This is a genomic window from Dyella lipolytica (assembly GCF_030160075.1).
GTDB classification, from domain to species: domain Bacteria; phylum Pseudomonadota; class Gammaproteobacteria; order Xanthomonadales; family Rhodanobacteraceae; genus Dyella_B; species Dyella_B lipolytica.
The window spans coordinates 1,214,932-1,230,895 of sequence record NZ_BSNQ01000003.1; the positions used below are offsets into that span (position 1 = coordinate 1,214,932).

Annotated in this window: 14 protein-coding genes; 8 read left to right on the top strand and 6 right to left on the bottom strand. The window is 60.7% G+C overall.

Annotated features, from left to right (window positions below):
* Positions 1–142 precede the first annotated feature (142 nt).
* From QQL64_RS06815 to msrA, 4 genes are all read left to right on the top strand, one after another.
* Positions 143–577, top strand: coding sequence for a guanyl-specific ribonuclease (locus tag QQL64_RS06815; protein WP_284397425.1), 435 nt, complete (start codon positions 143–145; stop codon positions 575–577).
* Positions 574–1,011 (top strand): barstar family protein, encoded by a 438-nt coding sequence (locus QQL64_RS06820; RefSeq protein ID WP_284397427.1) that lies wholly within the window; start codon positions 574–576, stop codon positions 1,009–1,011. The genes QQL64_RS06815 and QQL64_RS06820 overlap by 4 nt, the downstream gene beginning before the upstream one ends.
* Position 1,012: 1 nt before the next feature.
* Positions 1,013–1,231 (top strand): RNA-binding S4 domain-containing protein, encoded by a 219-nt coding sequence (locus QQL64_RS06825; protein WP_284397430.1) that lies wholly within the window; start codon positions 1,013–1,015, stop codon positions 1,229–1,231.
* A 63-nt stretch (positions 1,232–1,294) separates the two neighbouring features.
* Positions 1,295–1,981, top strand: a complete 687-nt coding sequence (gene msrA / locus QQL64_RS06830) for a peptide-methionine (S)-S-oxide reductase MsrA (protein ID WP_284397433.1) — start codon at positions 1,295–1,297, stop codon at positions 1,979–1,981.
* A gap of 209 nt (positions 1,982–2,190) precedes the next feature.
* Here msrA and QQL64_RS06835 read toward each other — a convergent pair whose 3' ends face one another.
* Positions 2,191–4,890: a putative bifunctional diguanylate cyclase/phosphodiesterase gene (locus tag QQL64_RS06835; protein WP_284397436.1), complete on the bottom strand. Its 2,700-nt coding sequence runs from the start codon at positions 4,888–4,890 to the stop codon at positions 2,191–2,193.
* Between the two features lie 186 nt (positions 4,891–5,076).
* Entirely contained in the window at positions 5,077–5,853 is a 777-nt protein-coding gene (locus tag QQL64_RS06840) for an iron-containing redox enzyme family protein (protein WP_284397439.1), read from the bottom strand.
* 217 nt (positions 5,854–6,070) lie between these two features.
* Between QQL64_RS06840 and QQL64_RS06845 the strand changes: the two genes are divergently transcribed.
* On the top strand, positions 6,071–6,430 hold the full coding sequence (locus tag QQL64_RS06845) for a DUF1428 domain-containing protein (protein ID WP_284397442.1): 360 nt from the start codon (positions 6,071–6,073) through the stop codon (positions 6,428–6,430).
* A 53-nt stretch (positions 6,431–6,483) separates the two neighbouring features.
* Here the strand turns inward: QQL64_RS06845 and QQL64_RS06850 are convergent, their stop codons facing one another.
* The 3 genes from QQL64_RS06850 to panE form a co-directional block, all read right to left on the bottom strand.
* Positions 6,484–8,172: a hypothetical protein gene (locus tag QQL64_RS06850; RefSeq protein WP_284397445.1), complete on the bottom strand. Its 1,689-nt coding sequence runs from the start codon at positions 8,170–8,172 to the stop codon at positions 6,484–6,486.
* A 241-nt stretch (positions 8,173–8,413) separates the two neighbouring features.
* The gene (locus QQL64_RS06855) at positions 8,414–10,246 is read right to left on the bottom strand and encodes an FAD-binding oxidoreductase (protein ID WP_284397448.1); all 1,833 of its coding nucleotides are present in this window, start codon (positions 10,244–10,246) and stop codon (positions 8,414–8,416) included.
* 142 nt (positions 10,247–10,388) lie between these two features.
* The gene (gene panE, locus QQL64_RS06860) at positions 10,389–11,336 is read right to left on the bottom strand and encodes a 2-dehydropantoate 2-reductase (RefSeq protein ID WP_284397452.1); all 948 of its coding nucleotides are present in this window, start codon (positions 11,334–11,336) and stop codon (positions 10,389–10,391) included.
* Positions 11,337–11,466: 130 nt separating this feature from the next.
* Between panE and dbpA the strand changes: the two genes are divergently transcribed.
* From dbpA to glpK, 3 genes are all read left to right on the top strand, one after another.
* Positions 11,467–12,846, top strand: coding sequence for an ATP-dependent RNA helicase DbpA (dbpA, locus tag QQL64_RS06865; RefSeq protein ID WP_284397453.1), 1,380 nt, complete (start codon positions 11,467–11,469; stop codon positions 12,844–12,846).
* Positions 12,847–12,975: 129 nt separating this feature from the next.
* A complete protein-coding gene (locus QQL64_RS06870; RefSeq protein WP_284397454.1) occupies positions 12,976–13,542 on the top strand; it encodes a hypothetical protein in 567 nt (188 codons plus the stop codon).
* Positions 13,543–13,623: 81 nt separating this feature from the next.
* Positions 13,624–15,123 (top strand): glycerol kinase GlpK, encoded by a 1,500-nt coding sequence (gene glpK, locus QQL64_RS06875; RefSeq protein ID WP_284397456.1) that lies wholly within the window; start codon positions 13,624–13,626, stop codon positions 15,121–15,123.
* A 3-nt stretch (positions 15,124–15,126) separates the two neighbouring features.
* Here the strand turns inward: glpK and QQL64_RS06880 are convergent, their stop codons facing one another.
* Entirely contained in the window at positions 15,127–15,960 is an 834-nt protein-coding gene (locus tag QQL64_RS06880; RefSeq protein WP_284397458.1) for a metal-dependent hydrolase, read from the bottom strand.
* Positions 15,961–15,964: the final 4 nt, after the last annotated feature.

Below are 15,964 nucleotides of genomic sequence, written 5' to 3' on the forward strand. Positions count from 1 at the left end.
CGTTCTTCCTGCAGGAAAATGGGGGAGACTGCTGTATATCGGGCACCATCGCGCACCGCATGTCCTTAAAGTCACCCGGTACATACCTACATGGGACATCGAACGCACTACACTGACGACCGTCGCCAATAAGGAACCTGCGATGTCCTCATCACGCCTTGTCTCGCTGCTGCTATTGGTGTTGCTGGTCGGCGCCCTGCTGTTCTGGAACCGCCACGCGTCGCAACCGCCCGGTGTAATTTCGCACGGCGACATGACGTTGCCGGCGAGCGGTAACAACTGCCCCGCTGCCGCGACGAACCTGCCTGCGTTCATGCCGCCGGAAGCGTGCGATACGCTGGCTCGCATCCTGCAGGGCGGCCCGTTCCCGTATAGCCAGGACGGTGTGGTGTTCGGCAATTACGAAGGCCTGCTACCGCAGCAGCCGCGCGGCTACTATCACGAATACACGGTGGAAACTCCCGGCGCGAGCAACCGCGCCACCCGACGCATCATCACCGGTGGTACACCGCCGCAAGTGTTCTACTACACCGGCGACCACTACCGCAGCTTCCAGCCCTTCCAGGTGAACCGATGAGCGCAGAAGGCGCCCTCGACCTTACCCAGGCCAACGACGGCGGCGTGTACTTCGTCGACGCCGCCGATTTCGACGCACTTGCCGCCGCTGCCTTGCAAGGCAAGCTGTATGTATGCCGCGCCGACCTCGCCGGCTGCCAGGACAAAAGCGAATTGTTGCGCCGGCTGGCCACTGCGCTGAAGCTACCCGCAGGTTTCGGCCATAACTGGGACGCACTGGTCGACAGTCTGCGCGACCTGGGATGGTTGCAAGGCATCGGCCACGCCTTGTTGCTCGACCACGCCAGCGATCTGCGCGAGGCGGCAGCCAAGGATTTCGACACGCTGCTCGCCATCCTGCACGAATCGGCCAGCTTCGCCATCGGCCAGAACCGCCCGTTCTTTGCGTTTCTGAGCCTTCCCGAACATCCCATCGCACTTCCGACACATCGTTAACATGGAATATATAGATTTCGAACTCGACCGGGACCACGTCGAACTCAATCAGCTCTTGAAACTAGTCGGACTGTGCGACAGCGGCGGCGCGGGAAAAATGATCGTAGCCAGCGGCGCGGTCTTTGTGGATGGACAGCAGGAGCTACGCAAGACCTGCAAGATCCACGCGGGACAGGTCGTGCAGCTGGACGACGTGGAGATTCGTGTCGTCGCCGGCTAGACGTAACCGTCGAGGCGCCGCCAACGAATACCAGACATCCGGATTCTCGTGGAGGCCTGCATCATGTACGTCCGCCGTCATCTCGCCACCCTGATTGCGCTAAGCGGCTTGACCGCCTGCACTGCCGTCGCCAGTAACGCCAACCTGCCCGACCCTGCTTACGACGCTCCCAAGACTAGCGCTCACACCACCGAAACCGCGGTCCTGGCGGGCGGCTGCTTCTGGGGCATGCAAGCGGTGTTCGAACACGTTCGGGGCGTCAAGCACGTGTGGGCAGGTTACAGTGGCGGCAATGCCGACACGGCCCACTATGACGACGTCAGCGAAGGCAACACCGGCCACGCCGAGTCGATAAAGGTGCAATTCGACCCTGCAGTGATCAGCTACGGGCAGTTGCTCAAGGTGTATTTCGCGGTCGCCCACGATCCCACCGAACTCAACCGGCAAGGTCCCGACGCCGGTACGCAATATCGCTCGGAGATCTTCTACGCAAGTCCGCAGCAGCAAAAGATTGCCCAGTCCTACATCGCCCAACTCGATACGGCGAAAGTATTCGATTCGTCGATCGTGACGCTGGTGCAGCCGTTGACGATGTTCTATCCGGCCGAGTCCTATCATCAGGATTACGCGCGCATCCATCCGGACAACATGTATATCGTGATCAACGATGCGCCGAAGGTAACGCGGCTCAAGCAACTGTTTCCGGCGCTTTATCAGCCGGAAGAGACCATTGTCGAGGTGCAGCTGTAGCCTTTAGCCCCTCTCCCTTTGGGCACGCGGAGAGGGGCCATGGATGGCCCCGGTTTTGAGGAGCGAGGAGAGGGGTTGGGGTGAGGGTACGATCAGCGCGCGCTACTTAAATTCCGAGCGAGACTTCAACAACACGCTTCGCCCGTACCCTCATCCGCCTATCGGCACCTTCTCCCAAAGGGAGAAGGATCCACCGATGTACATCTTAGTTATTTCGGCGGCACCAGACGCAATCGGGACGATTCATGTCGCGGATTGGGTGAAAGCATTCGCTCGATTTCGATCGCCGCCAGGCCACGCGCGTAGTAATACCCCTGCCCTTCGATGCAACCGGCGCGCAGCAGGAAATCGTGCTGCGCCGACGTTTCGATACCTTCGGCGATGGTGCACATGCCAAGGCTCTTGGCGATGGCCAGCATCGCTTCGACGATCGCCACATCGTTCGCGCTGTCGGGCAGATCCTTGACGAACGAACGATCGATCTTCAGGAAATCGATACCCGACAGCTTCAAATACGCCAGCGATGAATAGCCCGTGCCGAAATCGTCGATGGCGACACCGATACCCAGTGCGTGCAAAGCATGCATGGTTTGCTCGGTGGCCTCGCCCAAACGCAGGATCGCGCTTTCGGTGATCTCGAACAGCAAGCGCTTGGGAGAAATCTGGCTGGCCTGCAGCGCCTGTTTCACGCTATCGATAAAACCCGGATGGCCGAACGTCGCCGCCGATGCATTCAACGCCACGCGAATAGGTGGCAACTTGGCCTGATCCCATTGACGTATTTGTGCGCAAACGGCGCGCATCGTCCAGGCGTCGATACGCCGAATCAAACCCAGACTTTCAGCCAGCGGAATGAAATCGTCCGGCATCAATTCGCCGCGTTCGGGATGGCGCCAACGCAGCAAGGCTTCGACCGCGATGATGCGGCCGCTGCGCAGCTCCACGCTGGGCTGGAATACCAGATGGAACTCATCGCGCATCAGCGCCTGGCGCAGATCGGCACCCAACATCAGACGCATGCGAGCATCGGCATGCATCAGCGGCGTGTAGAAACGGTAGGTGTTGCGTTCCTGCGTTTTGGCCGCGTACATGGCCGCGTCGGCGTTAGCAATCAACACGACCGGATCGTTGCCATCCAGCGGATAGCCGGCGATACCGATGCTTGCACTCATCACGATTTCGTAATCGCCGATCAGCATCGGCTCGGACAAGCTAAGCAGCAGACGGCTGGCGAACTGCGCCGCCTGTTCGCGTGTGCGTAGGCCGCCTAGCAGTACGGTGAATTCATCGCCGCCGATACGGCTGGCCACATCGTTCTCGCCAAGTTCGCGGCGAATGCGCTGCGCCACCTTTACCAGCAAACGGTCGCCGATCGCATGGCTGTAGCTGTCGTTGACCGCCTTGAATGCATCGAGATCCACGAACAGCACCGCCGCCGCACCGCTCATGCGCCCTGCCGCTTCGATAGCATGTGCGCAATGGCGCTGGAATTCGCTGCGGTTCGCGAGGCCGGTCAAGGGATCGTGCGCCACCATGTATTCCAGGCGCTGGCGATCTGCTTTGCTGCGCGTGATATCGGTGATCACCGCGACGTAATGCTGCACGCGGCCTTCGCTATTGCGGATCGCGCTAATGCTGAGCAGCTCCGGATAGCACGAACCGTCCGAACGCCAACTTTGCACTTCCCCAACCCAGTTGCCGCCATCAGCCACTCTGTCCCAGATCGACGAGGGCAACGGCGAGCCATCGGGCAACCGACGCAGCTCGTCGAAAGGATGATGTTGCAGGTACTGAAGTGTGTAACCGGTGATGCGAGTCTGCGCTGCGTTAACGGCCGTCACGCGCCGTTCTGCGTCGGCAATGATCAGGCCTTCAGCCACGCTGGCCATGGCTTCCGAAGCAATGCGACGCTCCTGCTCCATGGACAGGCGATCGGAGATATCGCGCATGATCGCTTGGCGTACCGGCTGCGTGCCCCACGTAATGAGGCTGCTGTGCGTCTCCACCGAGCGGTTCAACCCGCTCTCGGCGCGCAACAGACCGATGGTCGATGTGCCCGCGGAACGCATACTGCCTTCGACGAACAGATCCTGAAAATTGCGGCCAATCAGTTCCTGCGGATCGCGCCCTGTCCACACGCTCGCCGTGCGATTGACGCCAAGTATCTTGCCGTGTGATTCGTCCACCATCACGATCGCGTCGGCCGCGCCGTCGAACAGCAGCTGGAATCGCTCTTCGGTACCGCGAATGCTCGCCAGGATGCGCTTTGCCATGCGGAACCACAGCGTGACAGCCAGTAGCGCGCTAATCAGTACGCTGGCAAAGAGAACGCGTCCTAGCCATGCGGCGCCAAGGGCGATATCCAGCGAGAACGCGTCGCTGCGCGGCTGGATATAGTCGTTGAGTACACCGATGCGCGCGTTTTGCCGTGCGATCTCTTCGGCCGATGGCACGCCTTGGGCATAGGCATGCTGCAATTGCCCGGCGATGTTGTTGAGCTCTTCGATCGAGCCGTCGACGGAGCGCCAGTTTTCGATCGCCTGCGCCATGTACGGTGCTTGGGAGAAGTGATCGAGAATGAAAATCATCCCCGGAATTGCTGCAGGAATAACGCCCGCGCGTTGGAATGCCTGCCCCACTTCGTGTTGGTTGTAATGGCCGTTGGCGATCGCGTCGCGCGCCCAACGGTCCAGGCGCACTACTTCATAGTTGCGCCGGAAGCTTTCCAGCTGGCTGGGGTCGCCGCTGCGGGCATAGGTATACAGGTCGATAACGGTTTGCTTCTGAGCCTTCGACCAAAGACTTTCGCCGTTCAAGAAACCGGCCAGCGTGACCTGAACCTGGAGCGCGCCCCAGGTCAGGCACAAAACCAAGCCAACGACCGCCGCCAGGCCATATGCCAAAGGCATAAGACGCCGTGACAGCGGTCGTTGCTGAACATTCCGAGCGATACGCATGACACCCCTATTTCTTAGAACCCGTCATTCGCATCCGTGCATATCGGTCGTGCTGTATAGAAGATCAGGTTCTTATCAGCCAACGCTCACATGAAGAACTCGCTGATATGTATCGCCCCCACCACTCCATTCTTAAGCTTACGCAGCAGCCTCACTGGCCACCCATGGGTTGCGACGCACATCGAGGCACCGATCCAGGGTAATCCTCATGCTTATGTAGCTCCGTTTAACACATTCTTGGAGATAAGCCACATCCTCGGCCCGAGGAGACGTACCCGTAAGAGCACAAACGATCTCCAGCGCCTCCCAGGGATGAGTATCATCATAAGCCGCGTGAAGATGAAGCCAACGCAGGCTATGTGCACGGATGTCCTTGGGGAAGGACTCGGCGTAGGCCGTGCTTTCGTAAACCCACTGAGCCCATTCCCCTGTAGCCCCTTCGACGGCGTAGTTGGTAGCGATCATGCCCGCCGCCAACGGCGCGTTGCGGCTGACCTCCTCGCACCAGCTGGCCAAGGCTTCCGTGCCAAAGGGAGTGGTACCGTTCAATACGTCGTCCCGGGATACGCCGGAGCCTTCGGCCCAGTCGAGCCAATAGTCGGCGTGATTCTGCTCCACCCGGATGTTGCGTACCAGCCAGCGCCTGGCCATGTTTTCACCCTGGCTGCGGCCATAGCGCGTCTTCAGCAGATTGTGCGCCATATAGCCTGGAAAACGCTCGATGACCGGCCATACGCCCACCATAAAATCGCGTGCTGCAACGGCATCCAACCGGCCTTCGCGCATCACTGACCAGATGTCGTGGCTGGTTACCCCTAGTTTTACGTCTTCACAGGCTGTCACCAGGTCTTGTGCCCAACCCGGGTAGCTGGACAGCTCGGTCAATGCCCCGGTACGTTCGAAATGTGCGTGCATAAGTCAGTCTCCACTTAGTGTTTGCTATAGGGTCGTCTCGGCCGAGATGTCGGCCGACACCAGGGCCCTCTGGGCGGTCCCGGTACCCCAATAGTGGACGTCTAAAGAGAGCGTTGCGACCCTTTCCGATCACTGCCTCGGGGATCGCCCCAGGCCGGGGCTGAGCGCATGATTGGCGGACCGTACCGTTAGCGGCCTTATTCGTCGTGGAGGGTCTATGAGCTACGTGGATGGTTTCGTATTGCCGATACCGCTGGACAAACTGCCTGAGTACCGGCGCATGACGCGCAAATGCGGAAAGATCTGGATGGAGCACGGCGCCTTGGCGTACACCGAGTGCCTGGCTGACGATGTGAAGCCCGGCAAAGTCACATCGTTTCCGCAGGCCGTGAAACTCAAGCCGGGCGAAACGGTGGCGTTCTCGTGGATCGTGTACGCATCACGTGCACAACGTGATCGCATCAACAAGAAAGTGATGAGCGATCCGCGCATGGCGGAATTTCTCGATCCAAGCGCATTGCCGTTCGATGGGAAGCGGATGTTCTGGGGCGGCTTCAAACCCTTCTTGAGCCTCTAGCGTTTGCAGCATGCCGATACGCGTTCGCGTATCGGCATGCCCATGTGCATCAATCAGTGCCGGCCATGCTCATGTTCATGCGCATCCGTACCCGGCGTAAACGACACGCCACGCAGCACTTCGCCAAACTTCGCCGAGCGCAAGGTCACGAACTGCTCGTTCGCAGCGCCGGCGGCCGTCGTGTTCGACAGCACGTCGCGAACAGCAACCAGGCGGTCCGGATCGGCACCGGTATCGCCGTTGCCGCTGATGGTGGACGTAACGGCCCAGATCGTCACCTTGCCGTCCTCGTCAACGCGGCCGGTTATCTGACGCAGGCCGTCGGTCGCCGGCGACCACGGCAGGTTGGTGGCCGGATTGGTACCAGCCGGATAGTTGCGCACGGTATACGGCTGACCAAGATTCAATCCGGCTTGCAGCGTATAGGCCAGCGTCCAGGACTTCGTCGTGGCATTGAACACCCACTTCTGCAGACCCGCTGTCGTCTGCGCCGCGGCGTGCGTATACAAGTCAGCACCGCCCACATAACCATCGCCTTCATCGGCCACGTACAGCGTGTTCGCATCGGCGAACCACAGCGCGAACGGATAAGACAACGTCTTCGCCGTTTTCGCCGGGGTGGTCGGAAAGCCTGCAAGGATGCACATATTGGTCGGCAAGCCGCTGGTCTGCAGCGTGGATGCGTTATAGGAAAGCGGTGACGTCGGCAGCGCTGCGCCTGCGGCCGGAACACCCACACCGTTCTGGCAGGCCGTGCCCGTGGTGTCCACGAAATACACGGTGTTCACACCGTTGCCGCCACTGCCCTTGGTGAAATACAGCACGTTGTTGAATTCCGTTATGCCGCGGAAGTTGTCGTCCTTGCCGATCTTGTCCGCTTTATCGCCCAGTGCTGTTACGGAGAAACTTGCCAGCGGCGTCGGTGCAACCGGGCTCTGCAGCGATTCGGGCAACGACGCTGGCGTGATGAATTGCGCGCCCGCGCCAAGAATCACACCATCGGGTTGTGGATTGCTGCCATTGCCCGCATTGCCGGAGGTGTAAAACACATTCGCACCGTCGACGTTGTTGAAGATGGCAGCGCGACCGTTATTACCGCTATAGGCATTGGTCTCAGTGAACTGGAACCGGCCTTTGCGATCCACGATCGCCACCGCACGATAGAAGCTGCCGCCATCGGGATTGGTGGAATCGACGGCAAGCGGCGTATTGGAATTGGACACGTCGAGCGCGTTGATCGGCGCGACGTAACCCATGAACGAAAGGTATTTTCCATCCAGCGAAAGATGCAGTCCCAGTTCCGACTTGGAACTGAAGCTGGTCACCATCTCTCCCTCGCGCGCGGTCGGCCGCGAGCTGTTCGGCACTTCCAGGGTATTGATCAGCCAGCCATTGGGCGTGATCTGGTCAAGATAGATGCGCGACGTGATGCCGAAGCTGCCGTCGTAGGTATCGTTGTTCCACACATAGGGATAGGTGCCATCGTACGGTGCGCCGCTTGCCGCTCCGCATGCGCCGCTGGATGCGGGGCAATGGGGCGGCAGCACTTCGCCTACCTGCACATTGCTGGCGTTGTTGTCGTACACGCTACGGCTGACCACTAGGTTACCCGGCCAGAAATGGAAGTCACGGTCATGCGAAAAATCATCGGCATAGGCGGCGACACCGGCTGCAAGGGCCGTAAGCGCAAGCGTGGCAACAGCGTGCCTACGCCCGAAACGGAAGGGCAGAATCGTGGTCATCGTGATCTCCAGGGATGTGTGAACGAACCGACAGGGGGCACAACACAGCCACGGTAGTCACGTACGGTGAAGGTTTCTTGACAGCTTCGCGTAATGGATCGGCGTGTGAAGATCGCGTGACGACGGTCACCGTTACGTCATCGACACACGCACAATCCATGCCCTCGGCACATCACCGCGACTTGCATCGTCACTCCACGGCAGCGCGGAATGACGAAAGAAAGTCGAAGTCGCCCGGCATCTATCGCAAGCGCGTAAACCCGTCAGCACTCCATGCCTCGCTACCCACGCCGTGATGCACGAAGAACAATCCCTCCGGATCGTATGTCCGTTTCACTGCAGCGAGCCTCGGATAGTTCGCGCCCCAGAACGCTGTCGACCAATCGGGCTGGAAATAATCGCTCTCCGAGACATACGCACCCGCGCCAGGAGCAACCTTCAACAGCTCATCCATCGCCTTGCCGATATGCGCGGCATCGTGGCGCGCATCCGCCAGATCCGGCCCGGCACCGGGCATGCCGGGATAAGCGGGATCGCCACTGCCGGCGATGATGGCCAACGCAAACGCATCGAGCACCTGCGGGTTGGTCGCCGTATCGCGCGACGCAGCGATTGCATCGGCCGGTGCACTGGCCAGCCCCTTGTTGACGTGCAGTTCGACATCCCAATGCCTCGTGCACGCAAACAGCGCATCGACCAACTGAGATTGCCGATCCTTGCGCAGCAACGATGCCGGCAGCCACGCCGACTTGAAGCTATGAATAAACCAGCCCGCCTCCCCCTGGTCGCCGGCCCACAACACATGATTGCGAGGCGCACCGGCGCGATCGTCGTCCACCATGATTCCCGGCGCGTGCTGACGGAAGAAATCGGCGTCCCAGAAATGTTGTGCAGGCAGTGCGAGCGCTCCCGGCTCTTTCAGAAAGCTGTACTCCTTACGTGCGCGCACCCAATCGAGGAACGGCGCCCACGTTGCCTCGGCCTGTTTCGCGGTGAGGCCCTGGAACACCATCGACAGGCCCAATCTATTGTCGCCATGAAACTTTAGCTGTTCGCCCCAATGCGGATTGAACAGGTCGCTTTGGTAGAAACCGACGACCTTGGCGATCAGTGCGCGGTACGCATCATCGCTCGCCGCCTTGATCTCGCCGAACACCGCACCGAAAAACTCAGGCAATTCATGCGTACGCAAGGTCAGTCGCGTGACGACGCCGAGGCAGCCGCCGCCACCGCCTTTGATGCCCCAGAACAATTCCGGGTTGGTGCATGCGTTGGCGATGCGCGCCACACCGTCCGCGGTAACGATCTCCGCCTCAATCAAACTCGACGACGCCGTGCCGAAATTCTTCGAGAAACTGCCGAAGCCACCGCTTTGGATCAGGCCCGCCACACCTACGGTGGTGCATCCGCCGCCCTGTACATAGCGTCCACCGTGCGTGGTCACGGCGTCGTAGGCATCGATCCACATCGCACCCGCCTGCACCGTCACCGCCGGCTGAGGCGCATGTACGCCTGCACAACCCTGCGCCACGAATGCATCGTGCAAGGTCACCTTATTCATATGCCGTGTCCAGACCAGCAAGGAATCGGGCGCATCGGAGGTGCCCTGATAACTGTGGCCGCCGCCCTTCACCACCAGTCGCAGGTGATGTTCGCGTGCAAAATTCACCGCAGCGATCACATCCGCCGTGCTTTCGGCGGCGACGGCGTAAACGCTGGGCTGCGACGTCCAGGCCTGCGCCCAACCGCTGGTCTGGGTCAATGCCGGAGTGTCGCCGATGTAAAACGGATTCTTGAGATGTTTGAGCGCCTCTTGGCACGCTGCCGTCGTCGAGGTCGCCGTGCAGTTCGCAAACGGTGACTCCAGTTTCAGCAAGCGCCCGCCGACGTCCTGCTTCAGCCGGCTCCACTCGGCCGTCGATGGCCAACCCGGGTCGCCCGGCCGCACCCGTGAGCGAAGACCACCAACCGTCGTTCCTCCCACCGCCGCCAACGCCGACGTCATTCCGCCCATCATCATGCCCGACAGAAACGGAATCGCCAGTGCGGCTTTCAGAACCTCACGCCTGTTCATGGAACCTACCTCCCTGCCATTGCGTCTTGGATGGCGCAACTTTCCGCCCCACCCGGTCCGACGGCCATCGTGAAGGGATGGATGGTGCAGGTGTTGTGACGAACGGTGGGGAATGGGGACGAAAGGACGGCGCTCGCGGTGCTCAGCCCGACCTGCCGCTCGCATTCGAGCGAGACCGCCTTACCTCGTAAGCCTTCAGATGCGCATAGGCCAACCGCAGCATCGGCAGATCGGCACCGGACGATTCGCCGCGCGCCAGCAGATCGCCCACCACATGATCGGCTTCGATGGGACCGCCCTGCTCCAGATCCCGCATCATCGAGGCGCTCAGCGCGGAGCCTGGCTCGGTCAGCACGGAACGCGCACGTCCAAGCACCGTATCGCTGGGCGCATGACCGCACGCATCCGCCACCCGGCGGCAATCGTCGAGCAGGCCGAGTGCGGCCTGCGTACCACCCGGCGCCGCCACGATGTCGCCCACCGGCGCGCGCATCAAACAGGTGATCCCCGCAAGCGAGGCGAGGAAGACCCACTTGTCCCACATGTCCTGCAGGATGGTCGTGCTGAGGCGTGGTTCAAAACGGGCGTTCGCCATCGCCTGCGCGATACGTTCGACACGCTCCGAACGGGTGCCGTCGCGCTCGCCGAACGTAAGGCTGTGCGATTGATTGAGATGCCGCACCACGCCATCGGCATCCAGGGTGGCGGCGATCACGCACTGGCCACCCAGCACATGTTCGGCGCCGAAGCGTGCGTCGAGCAGATCCAGATGCCGCATGCCGTTAAGCAACGGCAGGATGACCGTATTGGAGCCCACCGCAGGCGCCATATCCTCGATCACTTGCGGCAAGTGATACGCCTTGCAGCTCACGATGATCAGATCGAAGGCGCGATTCAGCGTGTCCGCCTGAACCGTCGAAGGCGACGGCAATGTCGCATCGCCCATCGGGCTGCGAATATTCAGGCCGGTTCGCGCGAGCATCTCCGCTCGCGTCTTGCGAACCAGAAAAGTGACGTCCTGTCCGCTTTCAAGCAGACGACCGCCGAAGTAACCGCCTGTGGCGCCCGCGCCAACTACGAGTATTCGCATGGTTTATTCACCTCTTCCAAAAACCGACTTCGGCATCGCTGCCCGGGATTGCAGTCCGTAATGGGGTCGAAGCAAACGGATCCAACTCACCGAATCAGAAAGGTACAGGGCAGTCATGCGATCATGACGCATGACTGCCTTCACTACCCTCCCCCTCAAACCCGCCCTGCTCGCCAGCGTTGAAACGCTTGGCTACAGCGAAATGACCCCGATTCAGGCGCAAAGTCTTCCGGCCATGCTGGAAGGCCGCGACGTTATCGCTCAAGCACAAACGGGCAGCGGCAAAACGGCGGCGTTCGGCCTGAGCCTGTTGCAATCGCTCGATGTGGAAACGATCCGCTTGCAGGCCCTGGTGTTGTGCCCTACCCGCGAACTGGCCGATCAGGTCAGCAAGGCGATTCGCAAGCTCGCTGCGAACATCCCTAACGTCAAGCTGCTGACTTTGTGCGGTGGCATGCCGCTGGGCCCGCAACTGGCCTCGCTGACGCACGATCCGCATATCGTGGTCGGCACGCCCGGCCGCGTGCAGGAACACCTCAAGCGCAGCAGCCTGCACGGCGGCGGCATCAAGGTGCTAGTGCTGGACGAGGCGGACCGCATGCTCGACATGGGCTTCAGCGAAGCCATCGACGACATCGTCGGCCGCATCGCCAAGCATCATCAGACCTTGTTGTTCTCGGCCACGTATCCGGATGAAATTCGCGCAGTGAGCCGTCGCGTGCAACGCAATCCCATCGAGATCACGGTGGAAGCGCCGGCTGAAACAAAGCCCGCGATCGAACAGCAATTCGTCGACGTCGATCCCGCCAACAAGCTCGACGCGCTTGCTCAGCTGCTTACCGGCGAACGCGGCCAGCATGCACTGGTGTTCTGCAATATGCGGCGCGACGTGGATGCGGTGGCGGAAGAACTGGACCGCCGCGGCTTTTCCGCACTAGCCCTGCACGGCGACATGGAACAGCGCGACCGCGACGAAGTTCTGGTGCGCTTCGCCAACCGCAGCTGCGCCGTGCTGGTCGCCACCGATGTCGCCGCACGCGGACTGGACATCACCGCGCTACCGCTGGTGATCAGCTACGACATCGCCCACGATCCCGATACGCACACCCACCGCATTGGTCGCACCGGCCGCGCCGGGCAAACCGGCCTGGCGATATCGCTATGCACGCCGCGTGAAAAGCCGAAGGTGGAGAACATCGAACAGATGCTTGGCACCCCGCTGTCGTGGCGTCCGCTGAAGCTTGCGCCGCCGCGCGGCAAAACGCTGAATCTTGCACCCATGAAAACCCTGGTGATCGACGCCGGTCGCCAGGACAAACTGCGCCCCGGCGATATCCTCGGCGCGCTTACCGGCGACGCTGGCCTCGACGCCAACGACGTCGGCAAGATCGATGTTTTCGCGACGCGCGCCTATGTGGCGATCAACCGTGCATTGGCGAACAAGGCCCTCGAACGGTTGCGCGCAGGCAAGATCAAGGGCCGCAACTTTCGTGTGCGTACGTTGAGTTGACGCAAGGCTGGATGCCGAATGACAGCACGCACAAATAGGAGCATCATTGCTGGCGAAACGCAGAAGCAGCCGGTCATTCATCTGCCAGATCGACTGACTTATGTTGGACTCTTGATGGGAGTCACCGTCATGTCTCTCTCACGCATTCTTGTTCTCGCAGTCATAGCCGTTACCGGGTTAGCGACAACCCAAGTCGCCCAAGCTGCCGACGCCTCCGCCTTCCAAGTCCTGATGAACGACAGCGGCGGCAATCCCGTCGTATTCCAAAGCGTTTCTGCGCTTAAACGAGGCGACGTGATCAAGGTCCACGCCTTCAACGCGCGACCGGTCATGATCATGCAGGTTGCCATGTGCAATAGCGACTGCCCGCGTATGCACCTGGTCAAAACGATATCGCTGCTTCCTTATTACGCAGGCACGGCGAACGCGAACCAGGACTTCGTGGTCCCTGAAGACGGTTATGTTTCCTTTTGGGTAGAGCAGCGCGGCGGAGCAGCCAGTGTGCCCATTCGCGCGCAGACCGGTACGTGGAGCCTGAACTTCGTGAATCGCTTCATGAGCTTTGCCACGCCCGAGCTATTCAAAGAATCACAGCCCATGTCGGCCAATGCAGTCAGTCTCGACGACAATACGCTGCGCGTCCGCTACTTTCACCATACCTTTGTGGCAGTGAGTCTCGCCGACGCACCGATCTGAAAGGCGGTAGCACGCCCCTGATATTTCCGTGTCGGCCGAACTATCCTTTGCGATAGCTCAACCGATAACACGGAATCCGAGATGGATCGCTCCTACATCCTTGCCATCGACCAGGGCACCACCAGCTCGCGCGCGATGTTGTTCGACCGCAACGGCGCGGTGACCGGCGTGGCACAGCGCGAATTCGGCCAGCTGTTTCCGCAACCGGGCTGGGTAGAACACGATCCACGGGAAATTCTTGCCAGCGTGCGCAGCACCATTGTCGAGGTGTTGACCAAGGCGCAAGTGAGCGCCGCGCAAATTGCCGGCATCGGCATCACCAATCAGCGCGAAACCACGGTGGTGTGGGACCGCGCCACCGGACAAGCCATCCATAACGCCATCGTCTGGCAGTCGCGGCAGACCGTGGGCATTTGCGAACAGCTCAAAGCTGACGGCTACGAGCCGCTGGTGCGCGATCGCACGGGCTTGCTGATCGATGCGTATTTCTCCGGCACCAAGGTGAAGTGGATACTCGACCATGTCGAGGGCGCGCATGAACGTGCCGCACGGGGCGAACTTCTGTTCGGCACCATCGACAGTTGGCTGATCTGGAATCTGTCGGAAAACAAAGCCCATGTCACGGACGTGAGCAATGCATCGCGCACCTTGCTCTACGACATCCACCAGCGACGCTGGTGTCCGGAGCTGTTGGATATGCTCGACGTGCCGGCGGCGATGCTGCCCGAGGTGCGTTCCAGCAGCGAGATCTATGCATACACCGATCCGGTGCAGTTCTTTGGTCAACGCATACCTATTGCCGGCGTGGCGGGCGACCAGCAAGCCGCGTTGTTCGGTCAGGCCTGCTTCGAACCGGGCATGGCCAAGAATACATACGGCACCGGCTGCTTTCTGCTGATGAACACCGGCGCGCAAGCGGTGCGCTCCGAGCACGGCCTGCTTACGACGCTCGCCTGGGATGTCGGTGGCCAGGTGGAATACGCACTGGAAGGCAGCATCTTCGTCGCCGGCTCCGCCGTGCAGTGGCTGCGCGATGGCCTGCGCATGCTCGAGACCACACCCGATTCGCAAAGTTATGCAGAACGCGTGGATTCCACTGATGGTGTCTACTGCGTTCCCGCTTTCGTAGGACTGGGTGCGCCGTACTGGCGCAGCGATGTGCGCGGCGCGCTATTCGGTCTTACGCGCGGCACGCGCAAAGAGCACTTCGTACGTGCCGTGCTTGAATCGCTGGCCTATCAGACCCGCGATGTGCTCGACGCCATGCAGGCCGATGCCGGCCTGACGCTCAAGGCACTGCGCGCCGACGGTGGCGCCATCACCAACAACTTCCTTGCGCAGTTCCAGGCCGACATCCTCGACGTGGCTGTGGCGCGGCCGATGGTCAGCGAGACCACGGCGCTCGGCGCTGCGTATCTCGCCGGCCTGGCGGTAGGTTTTTGGGAAAGCCGCGAACAGATCGCACAACAATGGCATGTAGAACGTGAGTTCGAACCCAGGATGGATGCAGTGCGCCGGAAAGCGCTCTATGCAGGATGGAAGCGCGCGGTAGACGCTGCGCTGATGTTCGGAACGGCCTGACGATCACGCACCCACTAATTTGTCGACATCCTGGCGGGTTGTTTCAATCAAGTCGCGATTGTCGTGTTTCCACGGATGAAAGCCGGGCAGAAACCACGTCACCCATTGGCCGGCTATGCGCGCGATCGGCGCAGGGGCGATAAACAGAAAACCCAGCAACCGCAGCCAGCCGCGCCAATCCTTTCGCGTTCCATCGTCCTTGGACAATCGCCACATGAATTGCCAGGTGCGGAACGTGAAAAGCCCGGTGATCCAGAACATCGCACGGCAACGACGACGCCAGCGCACGAAGGCGGTGCCGCCTACGCGCTGATAGACATCGAACGCCACCGACTTGTGTTCGGTTTCCTCCAGCGCATGCCAGCGCCAGATCGCCACCATCCGGGGATCCGCCTTCTGCATGATCGCTGGGTGACGCAAAAGTTGATCCGCCAACATCGCGGTGAAATGTTCCAGACAAATCGTCACCGCCAGCTGCCCGATCGGCGGCAAGGTACGGGCCCGGCGATCCTGCACCTCGCGCACGATATCCATCAGCGCGTACGCACCAACACCCTGCCCTTCCAGCCGATCGTTGTAGGCCTGATGTTCACGGCTGTGCATGGCTTCCTGACCGATGAAGCCGCCCACCGCCGTGTCGAGGGAGGCGTCGTCCGTCACCTCGGGTCGAAAAGCGCGCACGCTATCGATAAAAAAGCGTTCGCCATCCGGAAACATCAGCGACAAGGCATCGAAGTAACGCGTTTGGTGCGCGTCACCGTTCAGCCAGTAGCGCGGAATGTCCGCCTGCATATCGAAATGCAAGTCACGGCGAACGATGCGAGGTGCATAAGTCATAGCG

Excerpts from the sequence above, each read along its gene's own strand:
- QQL64_RS06815 (WP_284397425.1), top strand. The coding sequence starts at position 143 with ATGTCCTCATCACGCCTTGTCTCGCTGCTGCTATTGGTGTTGCTGGTC.
- QQL64_RS06820 (WP_284397427.1), top strand. The coding sequence starts at position 574 with ATGAGCGCAGAAGGCGCCCTCGACCTTACCCAGGCCAACGACGGCGGC.
- QQL64_RS06825 (WP_284397430.1), top strand. The coding sequence starts at position 1,013 with ATGGAATATATAGATTTCGAACTCGACCGGGACCACGTCGAACTCAAT.
- msrA (WP_284397433.1), top strand. The coding sequence starts at position 1,295 with ATGTACGTCCGCCGTCATCTCGCCACCCTGATTGCGCTAAGCGGCTTG.
- QQL64_RS06835 (WP_284397436.1), bottom strand. The coding sequence starts at position 4,890 with ATGCCTTTGGCATATGGCCTGGCGGCGGTCGTTGGCTTGGTTTTGTGC.
- QQL64_RS06840 (WP_284397439.1), bottom strand. The coding sequence starts at position 5,853 with ATGCACGCACATTTCGAACGTACCGGGGCATTGACCGAGCTGTCCAGC.
- QQL64_RS06845 (WP_284397442.1), top strand. The coding sequence starts at position 6,071 with ATGAGCTACGTGGATGGTTTCGTATTGCCGATACCGCTGGACAAACTG.
- QQL64_RS06850 (WP_284397445.1), bottom strand. The coding sequence starts at position 8,172 with ATGACCACGATTCTGCCCTTCCGTTTCGGGCGTAGGCACGCTGTTGCC.
- QQL64_RS06855 (WP_284397448.1), bottom strand. The coding sequence starts at position 10,246 with ATGAACAGGCGTGAGGTTCTGAAAGCCGCACTGGCGATTCCGTTTCTG.
- panE (WP_284397452.1), bottom strand. The coding sequence starts at position 11,336 with ATGCGAATACTCGTAGTTGGCGCGGGCGCCACAGGCGGTTACTTCGGC.
- dbpA (WP_284397453.1), top strand. The coding sequence starts at position 11,467 with ATGACTGCCTTCACTACCCTCCCCCTCAAACCCGCCCTGCTCGCCAGC.
- QQL64_RS06870 (WP_284397454.1), top strand. The coding sequence starts at position 12,976 with ATGTCTCTCTCACGCATTCTTGTTCTCGCAGTCATAGCCGTTACCGGG.
- glpK (WP_284397456.1), top strand. The coding sequence starts at position 13,624 with ATGGATCGCTCCTACATCCTTGCCATCGACCAGGGCACCACCAGCTCG.
- QQL64_RS06880 (WP_284397458.1), bottom strand. The coding sequence starts at position 15,960 with ATGACTTATGCACCTCGCATCGTTCGCCGTGACTTGCATTTCGATATG.